This window comes from Vibrio tubiashii ATCC 19109 (genome assembly GCF_000772105.1).
Classification (GTDB): domain Bacteria; phylum Pseudomonadota; class Gammaproteobacteria; order Enterobacterales; family Vibrionaceae; genus Vibrio; species Vibrio tubiashii.
In genome coordinates this window covers 1,188,998-1,211,807 of record NZ_CP009354.1, presented here as the reverse complement: position 1 = coordinate 1,211,807, position 22,810 = coordinate 1,188,998, and the positions used below count along the sequence as shown (strand labels likewise).

The 22,810-nt window shown below is 44.3% G+C and carries 23 protein-coding genes and 1 tRNA gene; 2 read left to right on the top strand and 22 right to left on the bottom strand.

Annotated features, from left to right (window positions below; all coding sequences use genetic code 11):
- Positions 1-16 precede the first annotated feature (16 nt).
- The 5 genes from IX91_RS05505 to IX91_RS05490 form a co-directional block, all read right to left on the bottom strand.
- Positions 17-1,918, bottom strand: coding sequence for a DNA/RNA helicase domain-containing protein (locus IX91_RS05505; protein WP_004745834.1), 1,902 nt, complete (start codon positions 1,916-1,918; stop codon positions 17-19).
- 12 nt (positions 1,919-1,930) lie between these two features.
- The gene (locus IX91_RS05500) at positions 1,931-2,332 is read right to left on the bottom strand and encodes a (deoxy)nucleoside triphosphate pyrophosphohydrolase (protein ID WP_004745835.1); all 402 of its coding nucleotides are present in this window, start codon (positions 2,330-2,332) and stop codon (positions 1,931-1,933) included.
- Positions 2,329-2,661, bottom strand: a complete 333-nt coding sequence (locus IX91_RS26800; protein WP_236642858.1) for an HNH endonuclease — start codon at positions 2,659-2,661, stop codon at positions 2,329-2,331. The genes IX91_RS05500 and IX91_RS26800 overlap by 4 nt, the downstream gene beginning before the upstream one ends.
- Positions 2,662-2,742: 81 nt before the next feature.
- Positions 2,743-3,165 carry a hypothetical protein gene (locus tag IX91_RS26795; RefSeq protein WP_236642856.1) on the bottom strand — a complete coding sequence of 141 codons (423 nt, stop codon included), beginning with the start codon at positions 3,163-3,165 and terminating at the stop codon, positions 2,743-2,745.
- Positions 3,166-3,169: 4 nt separating this feature from the next.
- A complete protein-coding gene (locus tag IX91_RS05490; protein ID WP_004745836.1) occupies positions 3,170-5,197 on the bottom strand; it encodes a competence protein CoiA family protein in 2,028 nt (675 codons plus the stop codon).
- Positions 5,198-5,335: 138 nt separating this feature from the next.
- Here IX91_RS05490 and IX91_RS05485 point away from each other — a divergent pair, with 138 nt between their 5' ends.
- Entirely contained in the window at positions 5,336-6,190 is an 855-nt protein-coding gene (locus tag IX91_RS05485) for a helix-turn-helix transcriptional regulator (protein ID WP_004745837.1), read from the top strand.
- Positions 6,191-6,257: 67 nt separating this feature from the next.
- On the opposite strand, the gene IX91_RS05480 is transcribed toward IX91_RS05485, so the two are convergent.
- The 3 genes from IX91_RS05480 to IX91_RS05470 form a co-directional block, all read right to left on the bottom strand.
- A tRNA-Ser gene (locus IX91_RS05480) sits at positions 6,258-6,345 on the bottom strand.
- Between the two features lie 145 nt (positions 6,346-6,490).
- Positions 6,491-6,940, bottom strand: coding sequence for an L-alanine exporter AlaE (locus tag IX91_RS05475; protein WP_004745838.1), 450 nt, complete (start codon positions 6,938-6,940; stop codon positions 6,491-6,493).
- A gap of 223 nt (positions 6,941-7,163) precedes the next feature.
- Complete coding sequence (locus IX91_RS05470; RefSeq protein WP_004745839.1) at positions 7,164-9,602, bottom strand: ATP-binding protein; 2,439 nt, start codon at positions 9,600-9,602, stop codon at positions 7,164-7,166.
- A 127-nt stretch (positions 9,603-9,729) separates the two neighbouring features.
- Here IX91_RS05470 and IX91_RS05465 point away from each other — a divergent pair, with 127 nt between their 5' ends.
- The gene (locus tag IX91_RS05465) at positions 9,730-10,299 is read left to right on the top strand and encodes a UPF0149 family protein (protein WP_004749755.1); all 570 of its coding nucleotides are present in this window, start codon (positions 9,730-9,732) and stop codon (positions 10,297-10,299) included.
- A gap of 46 nt (positions 10,300-10,345) precedes the next feature.
- Here IX91_RS05465 and IX91_RS05460 read toward each other — a convergent pair whose 3' ends face one another.
- The 14 genes from IX91_RS05460 to ruvB all read right to left on the bottom strand — a co-directional run bounded on the left by IX91_RS05460 (position 10,346) and on the right by ruvB (position 22,798).
- A complete protein-coding gene (locus IX91_RS05460) occupies positions 10,346-11,380 on the bottom strand; it encodes a potassium channel protein (RefSeq protein WP_004749753.1) in 1,035 nt (344 codons plus the stop codon).
- Positions 11,381-11,481: 101 nt separating this feature from the next.
- Positions 11,482-12,543, bottom strand: coding sequence for a quinolinate synthase NadA (nadA, locus tag IX91_RS05455; RefSeq protein WP_004749750.1), 1,062 nt, complete (start codon positions 12,541-12,543; stop codon positions 11,482-11,484).
- A 131-nt stretch (positions 12,544-12,674) separates the two neighbouring features.
- Positions 12,675-13,445 carry a tol-pal system protein YbgF gene (ybgF, locus tag IX91_RS05450; protein WP_004743340.1) on the bottom strand — a complete coding sequence of 257 codons (771 nt, stop codon included), beginning with the start codon at positions 13,443-13,445 and terminating at the stop codon, positions 12,675-12,677.
- 15 nt (positions 13,446-13,460) lie between these two features.
- Positions 13,461-13,988 (bottom strand): peptidoglycan-associated lipoprotein Pal, encoded by a 528-nt coding sequence (gene pal, locus IX91_RS05445; protein ID WP_004743339.1) that lies wholly within the window; start codon positions 13,986-13,988, stop codon positions 13,461-13,463.
- Between the two features lie 34 nt (positions 13,989-14,022).
- Positions 14,023-15,336 carry a Tol-Pal system beta propeller repeat protein TolB gene (gene tolB, locus IX91_RS05440; protein ID WP_004743338.1) on the bottom strand — a complete coding sequence of 438 codons (1,314 nt, stop codon included), beginning with the start codon at positions 15,334-15,336 and terminating at the stop codon, positions 14,023-14,025.
- A gap of 49 nt (positions 15,337-15,385) precedes the next feature.
- Entirely contained in the window at positions 15,386-16,456 is a 1,071-nt protein-coding gene (tolA, locus tag IX91_RS05435; RefSeq protein WP_004743337.1) for a cell envelope integrity protein TolA, read from the bottom strand.
- Between the two features lie 11 nt (positions 16,457-16,467).
- Positions 16,468-16,911: a protein TolR gene (gene tolR, locus IX91_RS05430; protein WP_004743336.1), complete on the bottom strand. Its 444-nt coding sequence runs from the start codon at positions 16,909-16,911 to the stop codon at positions 16,468-16,470.
- Positions 16,912-16,916: 5 nt separating this feature from the next.
- Complete coding sequence (tolQ, locus tag IX91_RS05425) at positions 16,917-17,615, bottom strand: protein TolQ (RefSeq protein WP_004743335.1); 699 nt, start codon at positions 17,613-17,615, stop codon at positions 16,917-16,919.
- Complete coding sequence (ybgC, locus tag IX91_RS05420; RefSeq protein ID WP_038197846.1) at positions 17,605-18,024, bottom strand: tol-pal system-associated acyl-CoA thioesterase; 420 nt, start codon at positions 18,022-18,024, stop codon at positions 17,605-17,607. The genes tolQ and ybgC overlap by 11 nt, the downstream gene beginning before the upstream one ends.
- 159 nt (positions 18,025-18,183) lie before the next feature.
- Entirely contained in the window at positions 18,184-18,486 is a 303-nt protein-coding gene (gene ybgE / locus IX91_RS05415) for a cyd operon protein YbgE (RefSeq protein WP_004743333.1), read from the bottom strand.
- Positions 18,479-18,586, bottom strand: coding sequence for a cytochrome bd-I oxidase subunit CydX (gene cydX / locus IX91_RS25630; protein ID WP_000270284.1), 108 nt, complete (start codon positions 18,584-18,586; stop codon positions 18,479-18,481). The genes ybgE and cydX overlap by 8 nt, the downstream gene beginning before the upstream one ends.
- A 12-nt stretch (positions 18,587-18,598) precedes the next feature.
- On the bottom strand, positions 18,599-19,735 hold the full coding sequence (gene cydB, locus IX91_RS05405; protein ID WP_004743332.1) for a cytochrome d ubiquinol oxidase subunit II: 1,137 nt from the start codon (positions 19,733-19,735) through the stop codon (positions 18,599-18,601).
- A 13-nt stretch (positions 19,736-19,748) separates the two neighbouring features.
- Positions 19,749-21,335, bottom strand: coding sequence for a cytochrome ubiquinol oxidase subunit I (gene cydA / locus IX91_RS05400; RefSeq protein ID WP_004749746.1), 1,587 nt, complete (start codon positions 21,333-21,335; stop codon positions 19,749-19,751).
- Between the two features lie 458 nt (positions 21,336-21,793).
- Positions 21,794-22,798 (bottom strand): Holliday junction branch migration DNA helicase RuvB, encoded by a 1,005-nt coding sequence (gene ruvB / locus IX91_RS05395; RefSeq protein WP_004744292.1) that lies wholly within the window; start codon positions 22,796-22,798, stop codon positions 21,794-21,796.
- Between the last annotated feature and the right edge of the window lie 12 nt (positions 22,799-22,810).

Below are 22,810 nucleotides of genomic sequence, written 5' to 3'. Positions count from 1 at the left end.
ATGTGCTGTTCACATATTAGATTACCTGCATACCACATTGTTTCAAGTATTCGAACGTTTCCTGGTCATCACACTTTATGACCAAACCACTACGCCCACGACTGAGCAATACTCTATAACTCCCCTCCGTGTAATGTTCGTACTGGCGCCGGTCTTCAGCCACCAGCTTTCCTTTGCGATAGACCATATCCTGCCCCCAGTTAAACAGAGCAAGTGATAGTTCTAAACCTTGACAACTAAACTCAGTACAAGCCGCTTCAAATTGACAACATGAATTTTCAGAACTTGGTGGCTCAACGTACCAAGGGCCAATATGTTTCCCTGGTTTGTATTTATCTTTCTGGACTTCCTCAATAAACTTGCCACCTTGGCTGGACATCAACCAGCCTGTTCTAAAGGCATCTTGAAGCTTGTTTCCCTCGTGCATAGTTTGTTGTACACCCAGAGCATAAGTTTCAGCAGTTTGCTGGTTTTGAGTCAGTCGCAATGGGTAGTAAGCCTGAATATCCAAAGCGACTTTTTGAGCTTGGTCAGAATTGTTAGATAGAACCGCTTCAATCCACTTGTCTAAACTCTCTGTATAGGCCTGCCGAATGGGCGTTTTAAGGTTATACACGTCTTTCTTAATTGGCATAACGAGTTGCATTTTATCGGCGTGCAGCGATGGCATAATAGGGATGACTTTGCCGTTTTGCGCTCTTATTGCTGCATCTAGGTCTGCTAGCATCTGATCTAACTGCATCTCATTGCGATGGATCGCTTGACCATCCCCCACCAAAAGCACCAACACTCCAAACGGTTGACAAGCAAGCCAGTTACAAAACAACATTAACTCAGACGGTGATTGTGATTCTCTAGGGCTTGCTTTGTCCCACGCTCGCTGTGCTTCATCAAATACGACAAAAGTCTCTCTGCGTGATGTTAGTGAGCGCTTCAGATCCTTCTTGAACGGGAGCAGGTCTTGGATCATCACCCGACCATCAATGACCTTATCTCCTGTCCGGCCAACTGACTGCTTACCACTATAATCTAACGTATGTTGTAGCACCTGAACGAGAGGTCCATTGCCAGAAAGAAAAATAGGTTCGCTCTGCTTTGCGCTCTCACTACGTGCAATTTCCGCAACAGAACTAATGCCCAGTAGAGTCTTACCGGCACCAGGGCGCCCATGAACGACAACAACATATCTTTGCTGCTTGTCCCTAGCATGCTGATAAAGGTTTAACAGTGCCGCGCGTGCCTGGTCAATATTTTCACCGGCCGAGGTTTTTAGCGTAGGTATTTTAGCGTCGAAAAAGACCTGAGCAGTGCCATGCAATATGCTTGGTTGGCGATAAAATTCACCTTTTTCCCACTGGAGCACATTATAGTAACTAGGTTTACTTAATGACGTTATAAGCTGTGAAGCTAACTGGGGAGCCAGACCATCATCTGCGATGTCACACACAACATTTGGGTATTGGAACGGCTTAGCACCAGGTTTAGTGAGTACAACAAAGCCATGACCGACTAGGTCGATAGATTCACTGTGATAGCGTCGCATTGTTTGCAAATCAGAGTTTGCTCGAAGAATTTCGTATTCAGAGGCTTCTTGCTTATGTTTGAACTCGACTACAAACAATTCGCCAGCTGGAGTAACTAGGTTAACATCCGCCGCTCGTTTTCCGCCTTCACCAATCAATTCTTGTTCAAAGGCTATCCAGCACTTCTCTGGTTCCACTTGAGTTTCTGTAATAACGTGATTAAGGGTAGATGTCATTACATCGTATTCAGTTTCCCATGCGTAGCGTTGCGCAGGATCGAGATCTTGCGTCCAACTCAAACTACGATGGAAAGATACTAACGACTCTAGAAAACTAGCTTTGTCTGTAGAAAGAAAGTCTTGCCAAGTCCCATCCCAGCCTGCTTTTAGGTCCATTTTCGTAATCCTTCAGAACGTAGACTTGAGTTTTTCAACAGCCGGTATATCGGCCGCAGCCCAATCAACACCCCAAAGTTGGTCTTTCGATAACCAGCGAGAGTCAATATGCTCCGTGAGCTCAAGTTCGCGCGTTATTACCTCAATAACAAAGCAATGCATGGTGATATCAAAATCAGGGTAGCTATGCTCAATCGTCAACAAAAACTGTGGTTCAGTAACGGCAATTCTTAACTCTTCATCTAGCTCCCTGGTAATAGCTGCAACAAGCGTTTCTCCTGCTTCTACTTTACCGCCTGGAAACTCCCATTTTTCGCTAACATAATCTAGCTTTGATGGCGCTCTTTGTACGGCTAGGAATTCACCTTCATTTTTCAGTACAGCCGCAACGACTTCAATGTGTTTCTTACTCATTGATTTAGCTCTTCTAACAATTTATTGCTACGAGATTTTAAAACCTCAACATCCTTTGCGTCATCTACGATATGCATTTTCTTGTGGCAATTGGGGCATAATGCGACTGTATTTTCAACCGTATCGTCTCCACCTTTGGCGAGCCAAACAATATGGTGTGTCTCGAGATATGGCTCGCCTTTCGCATTTTTAAATGGCGCCGGTTGTAGACAAAGTTGGCACTGACCTTTAGCAAGGCGTTTAGCCAGTTCTGCTACCCAAATATTTCGCTCATAGCTGGTGGATTGTTGTTGGTACCGTGTAGCGATTTTTCCACCTTTTGTCGCCAAAGACTGAAGCTCCTCAAGAGTCAATTTCTTGGCCTTACGAACTCGGACACTCTCTACGTTCTCGCGATCTTCTTTTCTAACCTAGCGCTCACCCGTTATAAGCTTTAGAGGAAATATATATGCTCTTCTTGGGTTATCTTGTTCATCATCTTGCGTTTCCGAGTACGGTTCACCGTCGAGAGCGACTTCGCCAACATAGGTGTATTCTTGGTCCGTAAACACCTCAAATAAGTGAACAGCGACACCATTGGTTCTCGATTCAGCTAGCGTTTTATTCTGCTGAAACGTCAGGCTTTGATCGCCTTTAGAACCCATGCCAGTATAGTGGAGAACGTCCCCTACCCAGCGATCATCATAAATAGACTTGATATGGTTCGATACAATGACCAATGTATTGGTTTTATGAGAGCGACGCATCCCACCTTGTGGGCTACAACCGAAGACTTCGCATAACTCTGCGTTATTGAGTTTTGTGCCGGCGGGAAGAGAGTTATGTTCATACATGGTGCTATTTCCACTCTATTGCTGAAGTGTCGTTGTGCAGTAAGTATTGTTTTAGTTGATGAGCTCTATTTACTGCTTCAGGTTGATTGTAAATATAAAATCCATCATGCAACCAGTCCCAAAAGTTCAATAGTTTTCCCAACGCATCTGCATCTACTCGGCCATAAGCTTTTATGAATGCTTTGTTATAGTGCTCATTAATCAAGACAACTAATCGTTCAACGAACATATTTAGGGCTTCTTCAACCCAATCTTGTTCGTTAGCTTCTAGCTCTGAAGGGTCTTCAACGCGCAGCAATAATCCCGCCCTTTCGATTGAATCTCGATAAGTAGAATCAGGGTTCCAGGTCCCCATCAAATCTTTCCAATTGGTATTCAGAAATTGTGTTTTGGTCCTGTTCTTAATCTCATTCAGTTTCTCTTCAAACATTTGGGTTTCTGCAGGCGACTTATAGGTTAAGTACGCTGATTGCTGTTGCGACATCTCGATTGCCAATGGACTACGAGATTCAAAAAGTTGCATACGTTTCTCAAGTGAGTAGCTGAGAAGATCATTAGTGATTCTCCAGAGAGCCATAGGCTTAGGTAAATCTTTGGTAAGCAATTCTGTTTGGTCACCAATGTTTGTTAAAAGAAGATTCAAATAACGCTCCCAAACGCTAGAAGATAGATCACTAGATATAACATTCCAGTAATTACTCGCAACATCTGCCAGGCGGTACCTGAGCGATGTTAGTTCTTGAATTGTAATACTTTGTTTTAGCGCTTGTCGGACATAAATCAATTGATGCCGTAACCCTCTAAGCTCCTTGGCATGCTCTATGCGCTGAGCTTTCCTTTGTCGCTCTTCAAGCCTAGCTCTTTCTAGGGCGATTGTTTGACGAGTTAATCCAAGTAGGGAGCTCCGTTCATCATACTCCAGTAATACATAATCAAAGCACTCATTTATCTCATCTGATAAATGCGTCAGTGATAACGATGAAAGCTCACCCTTCTCTCCACAAGAAGCAATCTGATCAAGCACTTGATAGATTCGTTTTACTGACTGCCGAGACTCTCGTTGAGCCTTTTCCTGTATAGCAGCTGACAGTTCTTGTTGCTTTCCATGCAAAGCAGCTTTTGTATTGATTGCGTATGGTAGCCTTTCTGGAGACAATATTAAGTCACTCAAAACCACCATTTGACACCCATAGCTCATCTCTAAGAAAAGCTCTGTTGATTTAAAATCAAACTCGGGGAAATGTGCCTCGAAGTAGAACTCTCCACTCTCTTGGCTTTTATCTAACGCTTCTTGAGAGAAAACAAAGGCATTACATTGGATGTCTTTCACTTTGCTCTCAAACTCCGCAAAACTTTCAGGATGAGCCTCTAAGGCGGTACCGTACATGATGTAATAGAAAATAGAATCGCTTCGACCTTCACTAAACAACCAAATCAGGTTGATCTCTTCCCCTAAGAAGAACTGCTCGCGAGCATGAATTATTTCTGGGTCCAACCAACCTTGAATCAACTCTATCGCGAATCGATTACCATTGGTGTCTTCAAAGTAAATATCCGGCTTGCGCCATTTTTTGGAAGTGCCTTTTTCTGCAAAGACAAACTTTTCTACTTGGATAGAATCACGCTTTATCTGATCTGATTCCCTCAATGTACCGGCAATAAAGTGCTTTGTGCGAAAGTGCCATTGAGTTTCATGCATTTCGGCTTCAGTGAATACAAAGTCACCCTTGTAGTCACTGTGGAATGGACAATCGACCTCGTCTAATTCAGGAATATGCTTATGATAGAAAGCAGCCCTGCTAGTGGCGCTTCGTGCTCGATACCTTACAGGGAGACCACAATAACCACATTGAATAAAGTCTTCACCTTCCGCGTTATGAACTACAATTTTCTTCTTTATTGATGCTGTACGAGCTTCATCAGGTATCGAACCATAAAGCCCTAGATACTCACTGGCTAATATTGGGTCTTCGATACCTTTAATTTCAAGTTCCCACAAGCCATTTTTGTTTTCGCTGTTAATGTAATTCATAAAGGCCACCCGCCAGTGTGTTACGCTGTTCTGGTTACTCTCTTGACGATTTTCAGTTTCAACAATAATATGACGTCATTAACTACAGGTAAACACTGATTACATACACATGTCGCATAACTAGACAGGAACCAAATAATGAGTAAATGGCCAATAAGGTGGGATCTACTATTCCGGTATAGAATGATTGAAGTCATTGCTCAGTGGGAAGGAAGATTAACTACCAACCATTTGATTAAGAGCTTTGGTATTGGTAGGCAACAAGCGTCCAAAGACATCAACACTTACCTCGCCGATGTAGCACCTGGCAACCTCGTTTATGACAAGCAGTTAAAAGGCTACAAGCCCAGTGATAGCTTTATCCCACAATTGACGAGCGGTCATGCTGATGAATATCTACACATTCTTGCAAGGAGTGAAGATATTACGGTCACATTTGATGAGCTTGATATGGGTTTTGAGAATGTCGCTATGGTTCGCCCTGTTACGCGTAGTATCTCGCCGCAAGTATTGCGTCCACTCGTTCAAGCAATCCGAGAGAAAAAACGTGTCGATATTTGCTACACACCTTTAAAGGATGGCGAAGAAGTCGAGAGAATAATTTCTCCTCACACTCTAGTGTGCACGCCTATACGTTGGCATGTACGGGCTTATTGTGAACATGCCGGAGACTATCGAGATTTCGTATTGAGCCGCATTCAAGGGATACCTGAACTAAATGATAGCGCCAGCTTCAAGAAGCAAAGTGACACTTTGTGGAATAAGAGTGTTAATGTTGAATTGGTAGCAGACCAGAGATTTAGTGACAAGCAGAAAGCCGTTATCGAGAAAGACTATGCAATGAGGGAAGGCGTTTTAACAATCCCAACCAATGCTTCATTAGTTAGATATGTACTTGACGCCTACAACATTGATATTCATACACAAAAATCTAATCCACGCGGACAGCAGATCGTGCTCAGAAACGCAGATGAACTCATGAAGTATTTGTAAAGACACCAAGGCTGAAGACACTCAAAAAACGAAAAAGCCCCAGCATTTCTGCTGGGGCTTTAGAATGTGGCGGTGAGTGAGAGATTCGAACTCTCGATACGTTGCCGTATACACACTTTCCAGGCGTGCTCCTTCAGCCACTCGGACAACTCACCGAATCAAATTGTGGTTGGTTTCGTTAACCAACGAGGCGCTAATTTAATGATTCTATTGGGTTAGGTCAAGTCTAATCCCTAAAAAAACCGCACCATTAGGACTGTTTGGTTACTAACTGGCTAATTCGATCATGAATCAGTCAGTTTAGGCTTCTTGATAGTAGCCAGGAACGCGGAACCACTTACGGCACATATCTAAGAAGTAGCCATACAAAACACCCATTCCACATGAAACAACCGCATTAGAGGCCACGGCAGTAATGATCTGATCAGTCGATGCACCCACAACCAATAGAATTGCTGCGTACACTGGAGACTGGAACAGTACGTAAGCCAAAAGATCAGAGATGTTTTTCATAACGCCAGTGTCAGATAAACGAGCGCCTTGGCGTAATACGTAGTCGCGGAACAAACCGTATGGCCACGCGATGGCGATGTTAACTGGGATTGAAAGCGTTCGTGAAGCTAGCGATTGCTCGAAGGTCATACCGGATACAAAAATTTCAATGAACATTCCGGAAATAAAACAAAACACAACCATTGCAAACGTATCAGCAGCAGCGTTACGAATACAGAAAGGCCCACGAGACTTCATTCTTACCTCAACACAAATAACTAGAAATAAAACCAAAAAGCAAAACGAAAAACCAGCCAAACAACAATCAACCAGTCAATATCGCTATTAGAACATTATTTTTTCAGTTTTAGATTTCAAAGTTATTTAACAAAGGTAAATAAACAACCAAATTTCGTAGTAAAACTAGATTAAGTCGCTACCATTTCGCGTAAAGGTTATTATTTAAGCAATATCTCGTAATTTAGTTACAGTAATCTTTTACTTGTACAGCAAGTAGATCCAACTCTTCTTGCTGAGGGAATTCCCCTGCAATCAATCTAGACTCAATGTTAAATAAATTATCGTCTAGTATCGGAACCTGAATACCATCAAGGCTTTGCTTTATCTGGGCGAACTTACTTTTAGCATGAGGTAAGTCTTCGTTTTCTATTGCCATAAAGAACATCATCAATGGCTCTTCCAGCTCTATTTTGAGCTCATTTGAATTCGTAGAGCTGTTTAGAAGGTGAGGCTGAAATTGATACAGCTTGTCGGAATAATTAACCAATGCGTCATCGAGCTCCGTTTCATCTATCGGCTTCGAGATAATGTAATCAACACCCGCCCCCAACATTCGTTCTCTGGTATCTCTGAACACATCGGCGGTACAACCAAAAATCAGCATATTGGCTCTCTCATCAGCCAAGCTACGAATTGCTGTTGTGGCTTCGACACCATCCATCACGGGCATGTGGTTATCCATCAAAACAAGATCAAACCCACCTTGAGCAATAGCCTCAACACCAAGCTCTCCATTTTCAACACACTCACAAGAGAAGCCTTTATTGGTCATAAACGTATTCAGAATAATCGCATTAGTGCGGTTATCTTCGACGATCAAGACTCTTAAACCGTTATAGTTGAGCTTTCTTAGCTCGCGATATTCAGCAAAAGCAGGTTGGCTAATTTCAGCGCGAATGGCGGCTTCAAAGCTCGAACCAATTCCGAGCTCACTTTTTACCGTTACGGTGCCTCCCATTAGTTCACATAGCTGCTTTACAATCGCAAGGCCCAATCCGGTTCCACCAAAACGGCGCGTTGTAGAAGACTCAGCCTGTTCAAAAGGCTTAAATATCTTGCTTTGGGCTTCACGGGCAATCCCTATACCGGTATCTCGCACGCGAATAAGCAGGTAGTTTTCCTCGCCTCGTTGCTCTTCTTTGAAATACACTTCCACATAGCCACGAGAGGTAAACTTGACGGCATTGTTAAGAAGGTTAAACAGAATCTGTCTTAATCGCGCTTTATCACATAGGTACCAACGCTCATGGGGTACTTCAGAGTAGACCTTGAACTGCAACCCTTTCTCGGAACAGAGTGTAAAGTAAACACTGTTGATACTGCCGATAATCGACTCTAACGGGAAAGGTGATGATTCCAGCTCTAAATGCCCTTGCTCTACTTTCGAGAAGTCGAGAATCTCATTGAGCAGCGTCATCATATGCTCGCCAGATTCATACAGTGTTTTAAGATGCTTTCTCTGCTCTTCACTTAAATCGGTTTTTAAAAGTATTTGCGCGGTCCCCAGTACCCCATTCATTGGTGTACGGATCTCGTGAGATAAAGTGGCAAGGAATGCACTTTTTGCTTTCGTCGAAGCCTGAGCTTTAACCTTTTCTTCTTCGAGATAAACCGTTTTTTCATTTAAAGAGTCGATAAGGTATTTGATTTCATCTTGGCTATTGTAATCAATCTCTATTGCCCCTCCCTCTTTGGACTCATCGAGGCTACGTGCAATGACAACAATCGGTGAAATCAGAAAGCGGTTAATCAAAAAATAGCCTAGCATTACACAAGCAAGCATGATCGGTACAATGACGGCTTCGACTTTAGAGACCAGATCATACACCTGTTCGGCTACCAACCGTTTGGCGTTCACAACGTCAACACTCCAGTTAAAATCACCAAAGCTGTTTTGACTGATATAGATATTTTTAGCGAGCTGGAAGTTGTGCTCTGTGATGACATCTCCGTAACCGTCACGCAGGATCACGCCTAAGTCGTACTCTTCCGCATGCAGGCGAACAAACGCAACCAAGGTTTCTAATGAGATATCAATGGTTGCTACGCCAGCAAACTCACCATCAATGTAGTAAGGTGATGAGGCGGTGATCATCTGCACATGGGTAAAGGGGTCTATGTATACCGGAGACCAAGACACAGTTCCGCTTGGTTTTTTCACAACAGAGGTATACCAAGACTCTTTGTCGTATCCCCCTGACTCGGGGTTATCCCATGAGAGCACCCTGTCGATCTTGCCATCACTTGCTCGGTTAAAAAACAGACTTTTATAAGGGACTTGCTGATCAATCGAGTAAGGCGTCGGCCAAAGACCACCACTCACCGCAACCCCTTCAACAAGTGAAAAAAGCTTATGCAGCAAAACCGCTTGGTGTTCTTGAGTTTCGTGGTTACTACCGATACTGACCACGGCTTGCAAGATCCCGACGGAGCTATTTATCGGCTCTTCTATCTGAACAGAGATAAGCTCAGTTCGAAGATCGAGGTTTCTTTCTAGCTGCGCTCTGGTCGGCGGTTCAACGATCAAGTAGCTGACAGTACCGATAAGGGCGACAGCCATAGCTAGATAAATAGCTAAAGCAAAAATGCTCTTCCTTTTTAGCGATGAACGAATATCCATAAATCTTTGAATTTTGACCGTTTATAAAAAATTATAGCGAATATATCTGAGCAGCAACCTTTTTCTCACTTCTGTTGGCTGTTACCATTGCGATATCACAACTCCTGATTTACATAGGATGTCTATTTTGACCCTACAAGAACTTCTGTCCTTGCCTGAGCTTGAAGGTAAGTTGATTAACGAAGCCAAGACTCATGGTTTTGTTACCGCTATGGCTGCAGCGCCTCACACGTTGACTCCTCACGAATGGCTTCCATTCCTTTGGGGTGGTGAAGAAGTTGCCCCTTTTGCAGATGGCGAACAGTTAGAGATATACATTGAGCATATCATTGCCATTTGGAATGAGTCGCGTCCTGCCCTACTGGAAAATCGTTGGCAATGGCCTGAAGGTTGCGCTCTAGACGAAGAAGAAATCGTGACAGAAGCAACGCGCGACTTCTGTGAAGGAGTACTACAAGGTTGGCAACTTGCACGTGACGATTGGGAAACCATCATGCCAGAAGATAGCGAAGATAACGCCCTATTAGGCGGTGTGTTGCTATCTGTGAGCATGCTCTATGATCCTGAGACGTCAATCGCAACGCTTGCTGAACAAGGTATTGAGGGTCTTGAACAGTTTGAAGAGATCTTTAATGCAATGCCAACCATGCTATGTGGCTTGACGATGCGTGGTTCAATGCTGGCAGATCAAGAATAACAAAATAAAAAATCGCAGCTCAGGCTGCGATTTTTTGTTGTCAGGTTCACTCAATTTTTTGCCAATTAAAATCTTCAATACGCTCATCCGCAATATAGAATATCTTAGCGCTAGGTAAAATCTCCCTATCGAGTTCTGGGTTGAGTTCAATCCCTTGCCCTACATCCAATGCGATCAGCGTTGCTTGATAGTCTCGCTTCATAAACTGAAAAGCATCTTCCACTTTTATTGTTTTCTGCTCACTCGGATAAGTCGTCGAATATTGAGTCATGCCCCGAGTTGAAGCCAATAACTCTTGGTGCAGAGCGCTTGAACCCGGGTCTACCGCGGCTTTAGCGAGCATCTCTGCCCCTACTGCTGGAATACACTCAGCATTTGGGCAATGCTGGCTTAGAAGGTTACTGAGAGCCTCATCTTTAAAGTAAGCAAGCAGGTGAGCATTTGGGTTGATGTTGGCACTGTATAGCGCAGCTGACAAAGTAATGTCGTCTTCGAGGTTATCGACGACAATACAACTCGCTCTTTCAATTGCGGCTTTCTCCATCTCTTGCGAGTCGGTATAGCTGTTTACTTTTACAAATCCAATTTCGCCAGGAAGCGGGTTTTCAATATCTGAACGACTGCAAAGTACAATTGGACGTTTTCCCTCTTCTTCATGCTGTAACATGCGAATCAAATGCATGGTACGTTGCCCATTCCAACCTAAAAGTACGATATGATTTTCCACACCAATTCTCCGCTTTCCTAAAATACCTGCGCGCCAATACTCGACCATCCCCGCTGCCAGTCGACCAATCAAAGCCGCAAAAAGTGACAAGCCCCCAGGGATGACAAACAAGATAACGACCCACTTTCCCATTGAAGTTTCGGGCGAGTGATCACCGTAGCCGACGGTTGAAGCCGTCACCATCAAGAAATAGAGAAAAGTTGAGAGGTCATCGGTAAGCGCGTGCTCACTACTCGCTCTCAGTAGAATCCAAGAGGCGGCAATATAGATAACCAACAGCAAAGCTAAGTTACGATTACTAAGATTAAATATATTTGAGTTCAACCACTTTCTAAATGTTAGCCAAATAGACATAGTGCTCCTTCACTTGTTCGCTTAAGGGTATTTAAGCCTAAGAGCTAATACAAAAAAACCAGCCAATGAGGCTGGTCTTGATAACTGTGACAAATATCCGCTTAAGCGTTGCCTTTTACCTGCATGTTTAGTTGCTCGGCAAAATCTAGCATGCGGTTCAACGGGATAAGCGATTTAACACGTAGCTCTTCATCAACAAAGATTTCGTGCTCTTCACCACCATCACGTAGCGCAGCTTCAATCGCTTTTAGGCCGTTCATTGCCATCCAAGGGCAGTGTGCACAGCTACGACAAGTTGCACCTGCACCCGCAGTTGGCGCTTCAATCAGCTCTTTCTCTGGAACTAGCTGCTGCATTTTAAAGAAGATGCCTTTATCAGTCGCAACAATCATTTTCTGCTGTGGCAGCTCTTTTGCCGCTTTAATTAGCTGACTTGTAGAGCCGACAGCATCTGCTAATTCAACAACGCTAGCAGGTGACTCTGGGTGAACAAGAATGGCTGCGTCTGGATATAAACCTTTCATCTTACGCAGGGCATCAGCTGAAAACTCATCGTGAACCACACATTCACCTTGCCAAAGCAACATGTCTGCGCCAGTTTGGTTAGCAATGTACGAACCTAGGTGGCGATCAGGGCCCCAAATAATTGGCGTATCTTCAGAGTCTAGGTGTTCAACGATTTCTAATGCGATGCTCGATGTTACAACCCAGTCAGCGCGTGCTTTTACTGCAGCAGAGGTGTTTGCGTACACAACAACTTTGTGATCAGGGTGAGCATCACAAAACTCAGAAAACTTATCAGCAGGACAACCAAGATCTAGAGAACACTCCGCCTCTAGCGTTGGCATAAGAATACGCTTTTCAGGTGTCAGGATCTTAGCTGACTCACCCATAAAGCGCACACCACCGATGATCAGTGTGCTTGCTGGGTGGCGGTTACCAAACTTTGCCATTTCAAGTGAATCACCGACAAAACCGCCAGTCTCTTCTGCCAAAGCTTGGATCTCAGGATCTGTGTAATAGTGAGCAATCAATACCGCGTCTTTTTCTTTAAGCAACACTTTGATGTTGGCAATGTGTGCTTGTTTTTCTTCTTCTGTTAGCGGAATTGGTTTTGGTGGGAATGGGTAAACTGTCTCAATTGTATCTAATATGTGGCTCATTGCTTTTGCGCTACGCTACTTCCAGTAATCCGAGTATTGTAACCTTAACGCTATTGTAGATTCCAGCGTCGACACAAAGGAAAACAAAAAAGGAGCGCTTTGCACTCCTCTTCACTACAAATTATGAACGGTTAGAGACGCTCTTTTGCCAACTTAGCTGAAGCACTATTTGGATACTCATCAACCACTTGCTGATAGTACTTTGTCGCTTGAGCTTGGTTATTATTGCGAGCTGCGATATCACCAAGTTTCACCAAAGCATCTGCACGCTTGTTGGATTCTTTATAAGTGATCACGGCGGCAAAACTCTTCACTGCTTCTTTATCTTGCTTCTTGGCAAAATAAAGTTGGCCTAGCCAATAATGCGAGTTTGGCGTGAAGCTTGAGTCCGGGAAGTCTTTCTGAAACTGCTGGAATGCAGCAATTGCACCCGTATAGTCACGCTTCTTAAGGATTAAGTCTACCGAGTTCTGATACGCAGTCTGCTCATCTACATTAGAGCTAAACGTTCCGCCTGCAGGTTTCGCTGAGTCTTCCGGTGTCGTTTGAGCAACAGGCGTTGATGCTTGGCTGCGAACCTTATCTAACTCAATGAAGAGCTCTCTTTGACGCTGCAACATCTGCTGCATGTCATAAGTGCTTTTTTCTAATTGACCGCGAAGCTCACTGATTTCAAGAGCCATGTCATCGAGCTGTTGCTGCATTTGCAACTGGACGCGATTGCGGTTTTCCAATAGGCGCTCTAAGCGCTGAACATCAGTTTCGTTACCACGAACTGACGATGAAGAAGTGGCAGTATTGCTACCGCTTAGATCGGATACTGGAGCTGGTGCAGCGAGTACACTACTCGCTGCACTTGCCAGTAACGTAAGCGTAACAACGCGCTTAAGGTTACTGAACATGAGGCAATTCCTCAATTAGTACACTAGAACTGCGCGGCGGTTCTTAGCGTAAACATCTTCTGATTGACCTAGAAGAAGTGGCTTCTCTTCACCGTAGCTTACAACTTCGATTTGATCCGCTTGAACACCTAGAGCTTGTAGGTATTTCGCTACAGCTTCTGCACGGCGCTCGCCTAGTGCGATGTTGTATTCTGGAGTACCACGCTCATCTGCGTGACCTTCGATTTTAACTTCTAGAGATGGATCTTTGCTTAGGTAAGCTGCGTGAGCCGCTAGCATCTCTTCGTAGTCACCCGCGATAGTAGAGTTGTCGAAAGCAAAGTAGATTGTTGAAGTTTCGCGTAGTGCTTGCTCTTTAAGCTCTTGCTCAGAAAGCTGGCCATTTGCTTCTAGTGGAGAAACAGCTGTGTTATCTGTCGTTTGAACTTGGTTAGTTTCAGTAGAACCAGTAGAGTTCGCTGCGTCATCACTTGAGCTACATGCTGTAACCGCTAGAACTGGTAGCGCAATTAGAAGCCCTTTAAGAACTTTATTAAGTTGCATTGTTATAGTTTCCTTTGTTATTGATACTTACTTGCTACAAAAACGGTGACCATGCAGGTGCACGAACTCGACCATTTGTTGCCGGTAACCTTGCTTTAAAGCGTCCATCAATGGAGACCATTGAAAGAACATTGGTCTTGTTATAGATCGAGCTATAAATGACCATACCACCATTTGGCGCAATACTTGGTGATTCATCCAACAATGTTTTGGTTAGAATCTGCATCGCTCCGGTTTCCATATCTAGCTTGGCTAGATTGAACCCTGTATTGCTGCGATTCACCATCACTAAGAAGCGACCATCTGGTGTAATTTGCCCACCAAGGTTCTGGCTGCCTTGCCATGTTAAACGCTTGGTCGAATTACTTGCCAAATCTACTTGATAAATTTGAGGTTTTCCACCCCGATCCGAGGTAAAGATCAGAGATTTACCATCTGGATGCCAAAATGGTTCGGTATTATTCGATCTACCGCGGGTAATTTGAGTCAGTTTTCTGGTGTTCAGATCCAACGTATAAACTTGCAGGCTACCGGTTTTTGATAAAACCAAAGCAAGCTTACTGCCATCTGGAGAGAATCTTGGCGCACCATTGTGACGAGGGTATGACGTTACTTTCTCGCGTTCACCTGTGTAGATATTCATAATGAAGATCTCAGCTTGGCCGTTTTGGAAACTCACATAAGCAAGCTTTTTACCATCAGGAGACCAAGCTGGAGACATCAATGGCTGCTTAGAACGCAGTACTAGGCGCTCATTGTAACCATCATAATCAGATACGCGTAGCTGGTATGGGAAATTGTCTTTGTCATTGACAACAACGTAAGCAATACGAGTTAAAAACGCACCTTTTTCACCAGTTAATGCTTCATAGACTAGATCTGAGATTCTGTGCGCATATTCTCTAAGGCGCTTACCCGGTACTGTCGCTCGTTTGTTAAAAATCACATGATCTTTAGACAGAACTAGCTGACCATCGCCACTTAAAGACTTACTCTGGCCCTGAGTCAACTGACCTCTCACTACGTCTACCAGCTGATAGTTAATAACGTAGTTACCCTCTGCATTTTGCGAAATTGAACCTGTCACTAGAGCATCAACACCCAACCCAGTCCAAGCATTGAAATCAACTTCCGCTTCGCTGTATGGCGTTTGTGGCATTTTACTCGTTGCTACAGGGCTAAATTTACCACTGCGCTGCAAATCTGAAGCAATCACTTTTGATACATCTTCAGGAAGTTGTGTATTGCCTTCCCATTTAAATGGCACGATCGCGATTGGTCTTGCCGAATCGATACCATCTGTAATTACTAGCTCCAACGCCGCATTTGCCGTTTGGAACACGCTCATTACAGTGAGCACACATCCTATTACTAGTCGCTTTAACACAAGCTTTTCCTTATAACTCAGGTACTACGGTTAAATTGATATTCTTAATTTTATTCACAACGTCTGGATCTTTAGGCAGAGGAAAGCTGTTCACTTGCGCCACAGCACGCTTGGTCGCCGCGCATAAACGGCTATCACCATCCAGAACGGAAAGATTGCCAACAATTGCGTCTGCTCCCGTAGGGATCAAACGCAGGTTAACTCGACAAGACTTTCCCCGAAAACTGTCCTCCAGCAATAAATTTTGCTGAATGAGCTGAGTGTAAATTGCGCCATAACGGTCAGCCTCGCTAGAGACGTGGCTAGAACGCGCCGAGGTGTTCGCCTCAGCTTCCGTCTCTAATCCCGCAAAGATATCGTTCAATGCCGCTTCTTGCTCTTTACGCTCACGTTCAATGCGCTCTAAACGTTCTTTCTCTTTGCGCGCCTTCTCAGCCGCCTCTTTGGCTGCTTTCTCTTTCGCTATACGTTCTTTCTCAGCTTTCTCTGCCGCTTCACGTTGACGTCGCGCTTTCTCTTCCGCTTCTTTTGCCGCTTTTTCACGGGCAATACGCTCTTGCTCCGCTTTGGCAATCGCCGCTTCTTTCGCTAAGCGTTCTTGTTCTGCCTTCTTAATCGCTTGCTCTTTCGCTTTACGTTCCGCTTCAAGTTTGGCTACGCGCTCTTTTTCTTTTTTCACACGAGCTTCTTCAGCTTTACGCTCTTTCTCTTTAGCAACACGCTGTTTTTCTGCTTCACGAGCCGCTTTAGCCTCTTTCGCTTGTTGCTCTTTGAGCTTACGAATACGTTCTTCTTCGGCTTTGCGATTCTTTTCAAGCTGTTCACTTTCACGGCGGAGCTTGTCTAAACGATCTTGCTCTTTCTTCGCTGCTTCTTCACGCTTGCTACGAATTTGTTGTGCTTGCTGCCTGACAAGATCTGGGTCGATGACGACCGCTTGAACCAAACGCCCAGTAGGCTCCGGCTTAGACATTGTAAAGTCAGTGCCCCAAATCAAAGCCGCAATAAGAAGTCCATGCAAAGCAGCCGATATGATAATCGGCTTCTTGAAATCGTTCTTTTTAGATTTGTTCTCTTTCATCGCAGCGACGATTATTCCTTAATATCTGTCAGCAATCCGACTTTCGGAATGCCTGCACGACTCAATTCGTCTAATACCAAAACAACTTCTGCATAAGGCGTAGCGGCATCACCACCTACAGCAACAGGTGAGTCAGGCTTTAAAGACAGTTCTGCTTTAACACGAACAATCACGTCTTGTAGAGAGATACCGCGAGATACCTCTTCGTCATTGACGCTAAGACCAAGGTTTCCATCTTTATCGATTTCAACAATGATAAAGCTTGCGTCACTGTCGCCAGCCAGCTCGGAAGCAGGCTTGGCAGTGGCGGTTTTTGGCAGCTCAACGTCGACGCCTTGAGTGACGAAAGGTGATGTCACCATGAAAATGATCAACAGAACCAACATAACGTCGATATAAGGGACAACGTTAATCTCGGCAGTCATTTTGCGCTTTTTAGGTTGGTAACCAGCCATAGCAACTATTCCTTACTTGCAGTATCTCGACCAGCCATTGCCTGGCGGTGCAAAATACTATGGAACTCTTCTGAGAAGGTTGCGTAGTTGTGCTCTAGCTTACCCACTTTACTACTGAATCGGTTGTATGCCATTACCGCTGGAATTGCAGCAAATAGACCCATCGCCGTTGCAACTAGCGCTTCTGCGATACCAGGAGCTACCATTGCGAGTGTTGCCTGTTTTACTTCACCCAACGCAATGAAAGCATGCATGATGCCCCATACGGTACCAAACAGACCAATGTAAGGGCTGATTGAGCCAACAGTTGCTAGGAATGGAAGGTTGGTTTCAAGCTCATCCACTTCACGCGCCACAGCGACACGCATTGAACGGCCAGTTCCTTCCATAATGAAATCTGGAGAGTCAGCGTTAGATTTGCGAAGACGAGCAAACTCAGTAAAACCTGAGTAGAAGATCTCTTCTGTACCCGCTAAGTCATCCTTACGCTTTTTGGCGTTTTGATAAAGAATCGATAGATCGGTACCTGACCAAAACTTATCTTCGAAGGTTTCCGCATCTTTTGACGCTTGAGAAAGCACTTTACTGCGCTTAATGATCATTGCCCAAGAAACAATCGACATGCCTAAAAGGATCAGCATAACCATTTTAACCAACAGGCTTGCCTGCAAGAAAAGGTCTAGCATCGAAATATCAGCGGTCACTATTCGTTAACTCCATAACTATTGATTGAGGCATTGCTTTTGGCCTCATTTTTATATTGTCGATACATGCTACCTTAACCATTGCCTTACACAATGACTTACCCTCAGGATTAACGATCTCCTGACAGAAAGTGAGTGAAGCTTTTTTAAGGTCAGCAATTTTTGTCCTTACAGTGAGATGATCGTCAAGACGCGCACCCTGTAAAAAATCGATGTCCATGTGTCGGACTACGAAACCGATGTTTTGTTCCAAAAGGACTTGTTGAGATACACCAATAGTGCGAAGTAGTTCAGTTCTTGCACGTTCAAAGAACTTTAGGTAGTTAGAATGGTACACCACGCCACCAGCGTCAGTGTCTTCATAATAAACCGTTACTGGCCATTCAAATATCAATGCCTGATCTTGCACTATAGCGCCCAAAATTTGTTTTTCTAGACGGATACTATAACGCAACTCATTACTATCTATGCAAGACTTAATAAGTGAATTCAAAGCTTGAAACAAAAAAAAACGCAACCCATTCAATGAGTCGCGCTTTTTTTATACAAAATGAGCGGAGTTTAGCCCTTACAATAGACGAACTACCGTGAGGTAAATAAGAATCGTCAATGAGCAGTACGGACTAAACAGCACCTGCCAATACCAGTTACGAGGTTTGAAACCTAGACCAGATACCATGCTTGAGCAAATTGCCCAAATCAGTAGTGGTGAAATAATGGCATTGAAACCGCCGATTGAAGCGGAATACAGTTCTGGGTCCCACATAACCATAGCTACGTGATAAAAACCAAGAACCAGTGATAAGGCTCGAAACAGAGCCTTATCAACAGGAGCATGTAGCTTAGCTACCTGCGCAGCGAGGTTACTCACTGTCTTTGTCCATCATTTCAGAGTGCTCTAACCAAAGAGCGTTGATGATGCCGAATGCACAAGCGAGTAATACACCCAGAATCCATGCGAAATACCACATAATCGTTACTCCTTAGTAAGCTGAAACGTCGTTGTCTTCGATGTGTTTCTTATCAAGACGACCAAACATTTTGTAGTATGTCCAAGTCGTGTAGCCAAGAATCACAGGCACCATTACCGCAGCAACAAGTGTCATCAGACCAAGTGTCAGTTCACTTGCTGTTGAGTCCCACATCGTTAAGCTGTGGCTAGGTACTAAGCTTGAAGGCATTACGAATGGGAACATCGCAAAACCAGCCGTTAGAATCACACCTGCGTTAGCAAGACTTGAGAACAAGAAAGCAAAACCACCGCGTTCTACGCGAGACGCTAATACCGCTAGCAGTGGCATTAGCACACCGATAACTGGCGCTGCCCACATTGCAGGGTAAGTTTCAAAGTTCTGCATCCATGCACCTGCTTGGATTGCCACTTCTTTATTCAGAGGGTTTGATGCTGCCATCGTATCGATAGCACTTGTAATCACGTAACCGTCGATAGATTGAACCCAAAAACCGCCAAGAACAAATAGTACCGCTACGATCAAACCTGATACTTGAGCAACGTTACGTGCACGTACGTGTAGCGCTTCTGTTGTCTTCATCTGTAACCAAGTTGCACCTTGAAGTACGAATAGCATCAAGCTAAGCACACCACACAGCAGAGCAAATGGGTTAAGTAGCGCAAAGAATGAACCTTTGTACTCAGACATTAGTAGGTCGTTCAGTTCAAATGGAACACCTTGAAGCAGGTTACCAAATGCCACGCCAAAGATGATTGGTGGCACTGTACCGCTCACACAAAGCGCGTAGTCCCAAGCATGACGCCATTTTGGATCTTCGATCTTTGAACGGTAATCAAGACCAAGCGGACGTAACCAAAGCGCAGCTAGAGTTATGTACATTGCTAGGTAGAAGCCAGAAAACGACGTTGCGTAAACTAGTGGCCATGCTGCAAATAGTGCACCACCTGCTGTGATCAACCAAACTTGGTTACCATCCCAGTGAGGAGCAATAGTGTTGAGCATAATACGACGCTCAGTGTCGCTTTTACCGATAACAGGCGAAAGCGAAGCAACACCCATATCGAAACCATCTGTAACAGCGAAACCAACTAGCAGAACACCAATCAGAACCCACCAGATAAGTCGTAAGATTTCGTAATCAAACATAATATTCCCTCACTTAAACTTCGACTGAACGGCCGACTTTGTCTTCAACAGAGTTAGCTTCTTGTTCGAAGTGGTAGCGACCAGTTTTCAGGCTGCTAGGACCTTTACGTGCAAATTTAAGCATTAGGTAAACTTCAGCAATCAAGAACACTGTGTACAGTGCTAGGATAGCGAATAGAGAAGTCCATAATTCACCAATTGTTAGAGCTGAAGCAGCAACATGTGTCGGAAGGATTTCACCTACCGCCCATGGCTGACGACCATACTCGGCAACAAACCAACCTGCTTCAATTGCAATCCAAGGAAGAGGAATGCTGAATAGCGCCGCTTTAAAAATCCAAGGTTTTTGCTCGATTTTCTGGCGACATGTTTGAACGAATGCAGCACCAAATACGAATAGCATGATAAAGCCACACGCAACCATGATACGGAACGACCAGAATAGAGGCCAAACCGTTGGGATAGAATCATCCGCTGCCGCTTGAATTTGCTCTTCTGTCGCATCAACAACATTTTCAGTGTAACGCTTCAGAAGTAGGCCATAACCTAGGTCACCTTTCACTTCATCAAACGCTGCCATGTTTTCTTCTGATTTATCACCCGCACGTAGCTTCTCTAGAAGCTCATACGCGTACATACCAGTACGAACACGTTCAACGTGGTCATCACGCAGATCGCGTAGACCTGTTACTTGCTCATCTAGAGAACGCGTCGCGATAATGCCCATAACGTAAGGGATCTTAATCGCATAGTCTGTGTGCATTGTCTCTTGATTAGGCATACCGAACAGCGTAAATGCCGCAGGAGCAGGCTCTGTGTGCCATTCCGCTTCAATCGCAGCAAGTTTCACCTTCTGAACTTCACCAAGCTCATAGCCAGATTCATCACCAAGAACGATAACAGATAAGATAGCTGCCATACCGAAAGAAGCTGCGATAGCAAATGAACGACGAGCGAATGCGATGTCACGACCTTTTAATAGGTAGTAGGAGCTGATGCCTAGAATGAACATTGCGCCAGTCGTGTAGCCAGATGCTACGGTATGAACGAATTTAACCTGAGCAACTGGGTTTAGAACAACCTCAGCAAAGCTCACCATTTCCATACGCATGGTTTCAAAGTTAAATTCAGCGCCAACTGGGTTTTGCATCCAGCCGTTTGCTACCAAGATCCAAAGTGCAGAGAAGTTAGAACCTAGCGCAACTAACCAAGTAACAACAAGGTGTTGACGTTTTGAGAGACGATCCCAGCCAAAGAAGAAAAGACCTACAAAGGTGGACTCTAAGAAGAAGGCAACTAAGGCTTCAATCGCCAAAGGTGCGCCGAAAATATCACCTACGTAATGCGAATAGTAAGACCAGTTAGTACCGAACTGGAACTCCATGGTAAGGCCGGTAGCCACACCAAGTGCAAAGTTAATACCGAATAGCTTACCCCAGAACTTTGTCATGTCCTTATAGATTTGCTTGTTCGTCATTACGTACATTGATTCCATGATAGCCAGTAAGAAGGCCATACCTAGAGTCAACGGTACGAATAGGAAGTGATACATCGCTGTCAGTGCAAACTGCAACCGCGATAGATCAACAACATCGATCATGATTACTCCTATGTGTCGGCTGAAGACACTTTCTACATTAATGCATTGTTATTAAGCGTTGAGCAAACTTAAACAGTGTTATAAAAGATAGCCAACCTGTTGCAAAAATGTACCGTAATGGTTAGTTAATTGTTAAGCATCAGCTAATATAGCTGGCGCTAATATTACTGCTAAAAACAGGTTGTTTCAAAAGGTTTATAGCCAGAGTTCGCTTTGATTTGTATCAAGTTTTGTACTGCATTTTTGACTAAAAAACCATCACATTGATCTACATCAACAGTTTGAAGGGTGTTTTGTTACGAAGGGGTTATTGGTGACAGGCCATTAAGTATTTATGCAAAACAAGCAGTTAACAAGTCACTCAATTGCGCTACCTATTAAGTAGTAAGTAAATTACATTAGTGTGATATAGATCACCAAAAGAAAAAGCCAGCTTCTGAGAGCTGGCTACTGAAAACTTATTTTTCAATTCCGAAATGAAGATAAGCGCGATCTGTGGCAATTCTTCCGCGTGGTGTTCGTTGCAGGTAGCCTTGCTGAATCAGGTAAGGTTCAAGAACATCTTCAATGGTGTCTTTTTCCTCACCTATTGCAGCCGCCATGTTGTCCAATCCGACAGGACCGCCACCAAACTTCTCCATAATCGCCAGAAGCAACTTTCTATCCATATAGTCGAAGCCTTGCGCATCGACATCCAGCATATTGAGTGCTTTGTCTGCGACCTCTGCGCAGATGTGACCGTTACCTTTCACTTCTGCATAGTCACGAACTCGTCGTAACAGGCGGTTGGCGATTCGCGGTGTCCCACGGGCACGTCTTGCCACTTCCAGCGCTCCCTCAGACTCCATAGATAGACCTAAACAGTCAGCACTGCGCTGAACAATGTTTTGCAAGTCTGGGATTTTGTAGTACTCCAAACGCTGAGTAATACCAAAGCGATCGCGCAATGGCGAAGTCAACGAGCCTGCGCGCGTCGTTGCCCCAATCAGAGTAAAGGGAGGCAAATCGATTTTTATAGAACGAGCAGCCGGGCCTTCACCAATCATGATATCAAGTTGGTAATCTTCCATCGCCGGATAAAGTACCTCTTCAACCATAGGGCTAAGTCGGTGAATCTCGTCAATGAAAAGAACGTCATTCTCTTCGAGGTTGGTGAGTAGCGCTGCCAGATCGCCAGCCTTTTCAAGTACCGGACCAGAGGTAGTACGAATATTCACGTCCATCTCGTTGGCAACAATATTGGCAAGTGTTGTTTTACCCAAACCAGGAGGACCAAATATCAATAAATGATCGAGCGCTTCACTACGTAGCTGTGCTGCTTTGATGAAGATCTCCATCTGATCACGAACATGATCTTGGCCTTTGTAGTCTTCGAGTTTCTTCGGACGTATCGCACGATCGATAACATCCTCTTCTTTATACACCGTGTTATCTGGTGCGATTAATCGATCCGCTTCAATCATTGTTCAAGCCTT

Excerpts from the sequence above, each read along its gene's own strand:
- tolR (WP_004743336.1), bottom strand. The coding sequence starts at position 16,911 with ATGGCTGGTTACCAACCTAAAAAGCGCAAAATGACTGCCGAGATTAAC.
- IX91_RS26795 (WP_236642856.1), bottom strand. The coding sequence starts at position 3,165 with ATGTATGAACATAACTCTCTTCCCGCCGGCACAAAACTCAATAACGCA.
- cydB (WP_004743332.1), bottom strand. The coding sequence starts at position 19,735 with ATGTTTGATTACGAAATCTTACGACTTATCTGGTGGGTTCTGATTGGT.
- nadA (WP_004749750.1), bottom strand. The coding sequence starts at position 12,543 with ATGAGCCACATATTAGATACAATTGAGACAGTTTACCCATTCCCACCA.
- tolA (WP_004743337.1), bottom strand. The coding sequence starts at position 16,456 with ATGAAAGAGAACAAATCTAAAAAGAACGATTTCAAGAAGCCGATTATC.
- tolB (WP_004743338.1), bottom strand. The coding sequence starts at position 15,336 with ATGAGCGTGTTCCAAACGGCAAATGCGGCGTTGGAGCTAGTAATTACA.
- IX91_RS05475 (WP_004745838.1), bottom strand. The coding sequence starts at position 6,940 with ATGAAGTCTCGTGGGCCTTTCTGTATTCGTAACGCTGCTGCTGATACG.
- pal (WP_004743339.1), bottom strand. The coding sequence starts at position 13,988 with ATGCAACTTAATAAAGTTCTTAAAGGGCTTCTAATTGCGCTACCAGTT.
- IX91_RS05500 (WP_004745835.1), bottom strand. The coding sequence starts at position 2,332 with ATGAGTAAGAAACACATTGAAGTCGTTGCGGCTGTACTGAAAAATGAA.
- IX91_RS05485 (WP_004745837.1), top strand. The coding sequence starts at position 5,336 with ATGAGTAAATGGCCAATAAGGTGGGATCTACTATTCCGGTATAGAATG.
- cydX (WP_000270284.1), bottom strand. The coding sequence starts at position 18,586 with ATGTGGTATTTCGCATGGATTCTGGGTGTATTACTCGCTTGTGCATTC.
- IX91_RS05460 (WP_004749753.1), bottom strand. The coding sequence starts at position 11,380 with ATGTCTATTTGGCTAACATTTAGAAAGTGGTTGAACTCAAATATATTT.
- IX91_RS05505 (WP_004745834.1), bottom strand. The coding sequence starts at position 1,918 with ATGGACCTAAAAGCAGGCTGGGATGGGACTTGGCAAGACTTTCTTTCT.
- cydA (WP_004749746.1), bottom strand. The coding sequence starts at position 21,335 with ATGATCGATGTTGTTGATCTATCGCGGTTGCAGTTTGCACTGACAGCG.
- ybgF (WP_004743340.1), bottom strand. The coding sequence starts at position 13,445 with ATGTTCAGTAACCTTAAGCGCGTTGTTACGCTTACGTTACTGGCAAGT.
- ruvB (WP_004744292.1), bottom strand. The coding sequence starts at position 22,798 with ATGATTGAAGCGGATCGATTAATCGCACCAGATAACACGGTGTATAAA.
- IX91_RS05470 (WP_004745839.1), bottom strand. The coding sequence starts at position 9,602 with ATGGATATTCGTTCATCGCTAAAAAGGAAGAGCATTTTTGCTTTAGCT.
- IX91_RS05490 (WP_004745836.1), bottom strand. The coding sequence starts at position 5,197 with ATGAATTACATTAACAGCGAAAACAAAAATGGCTTGTGGGAACTTGAA.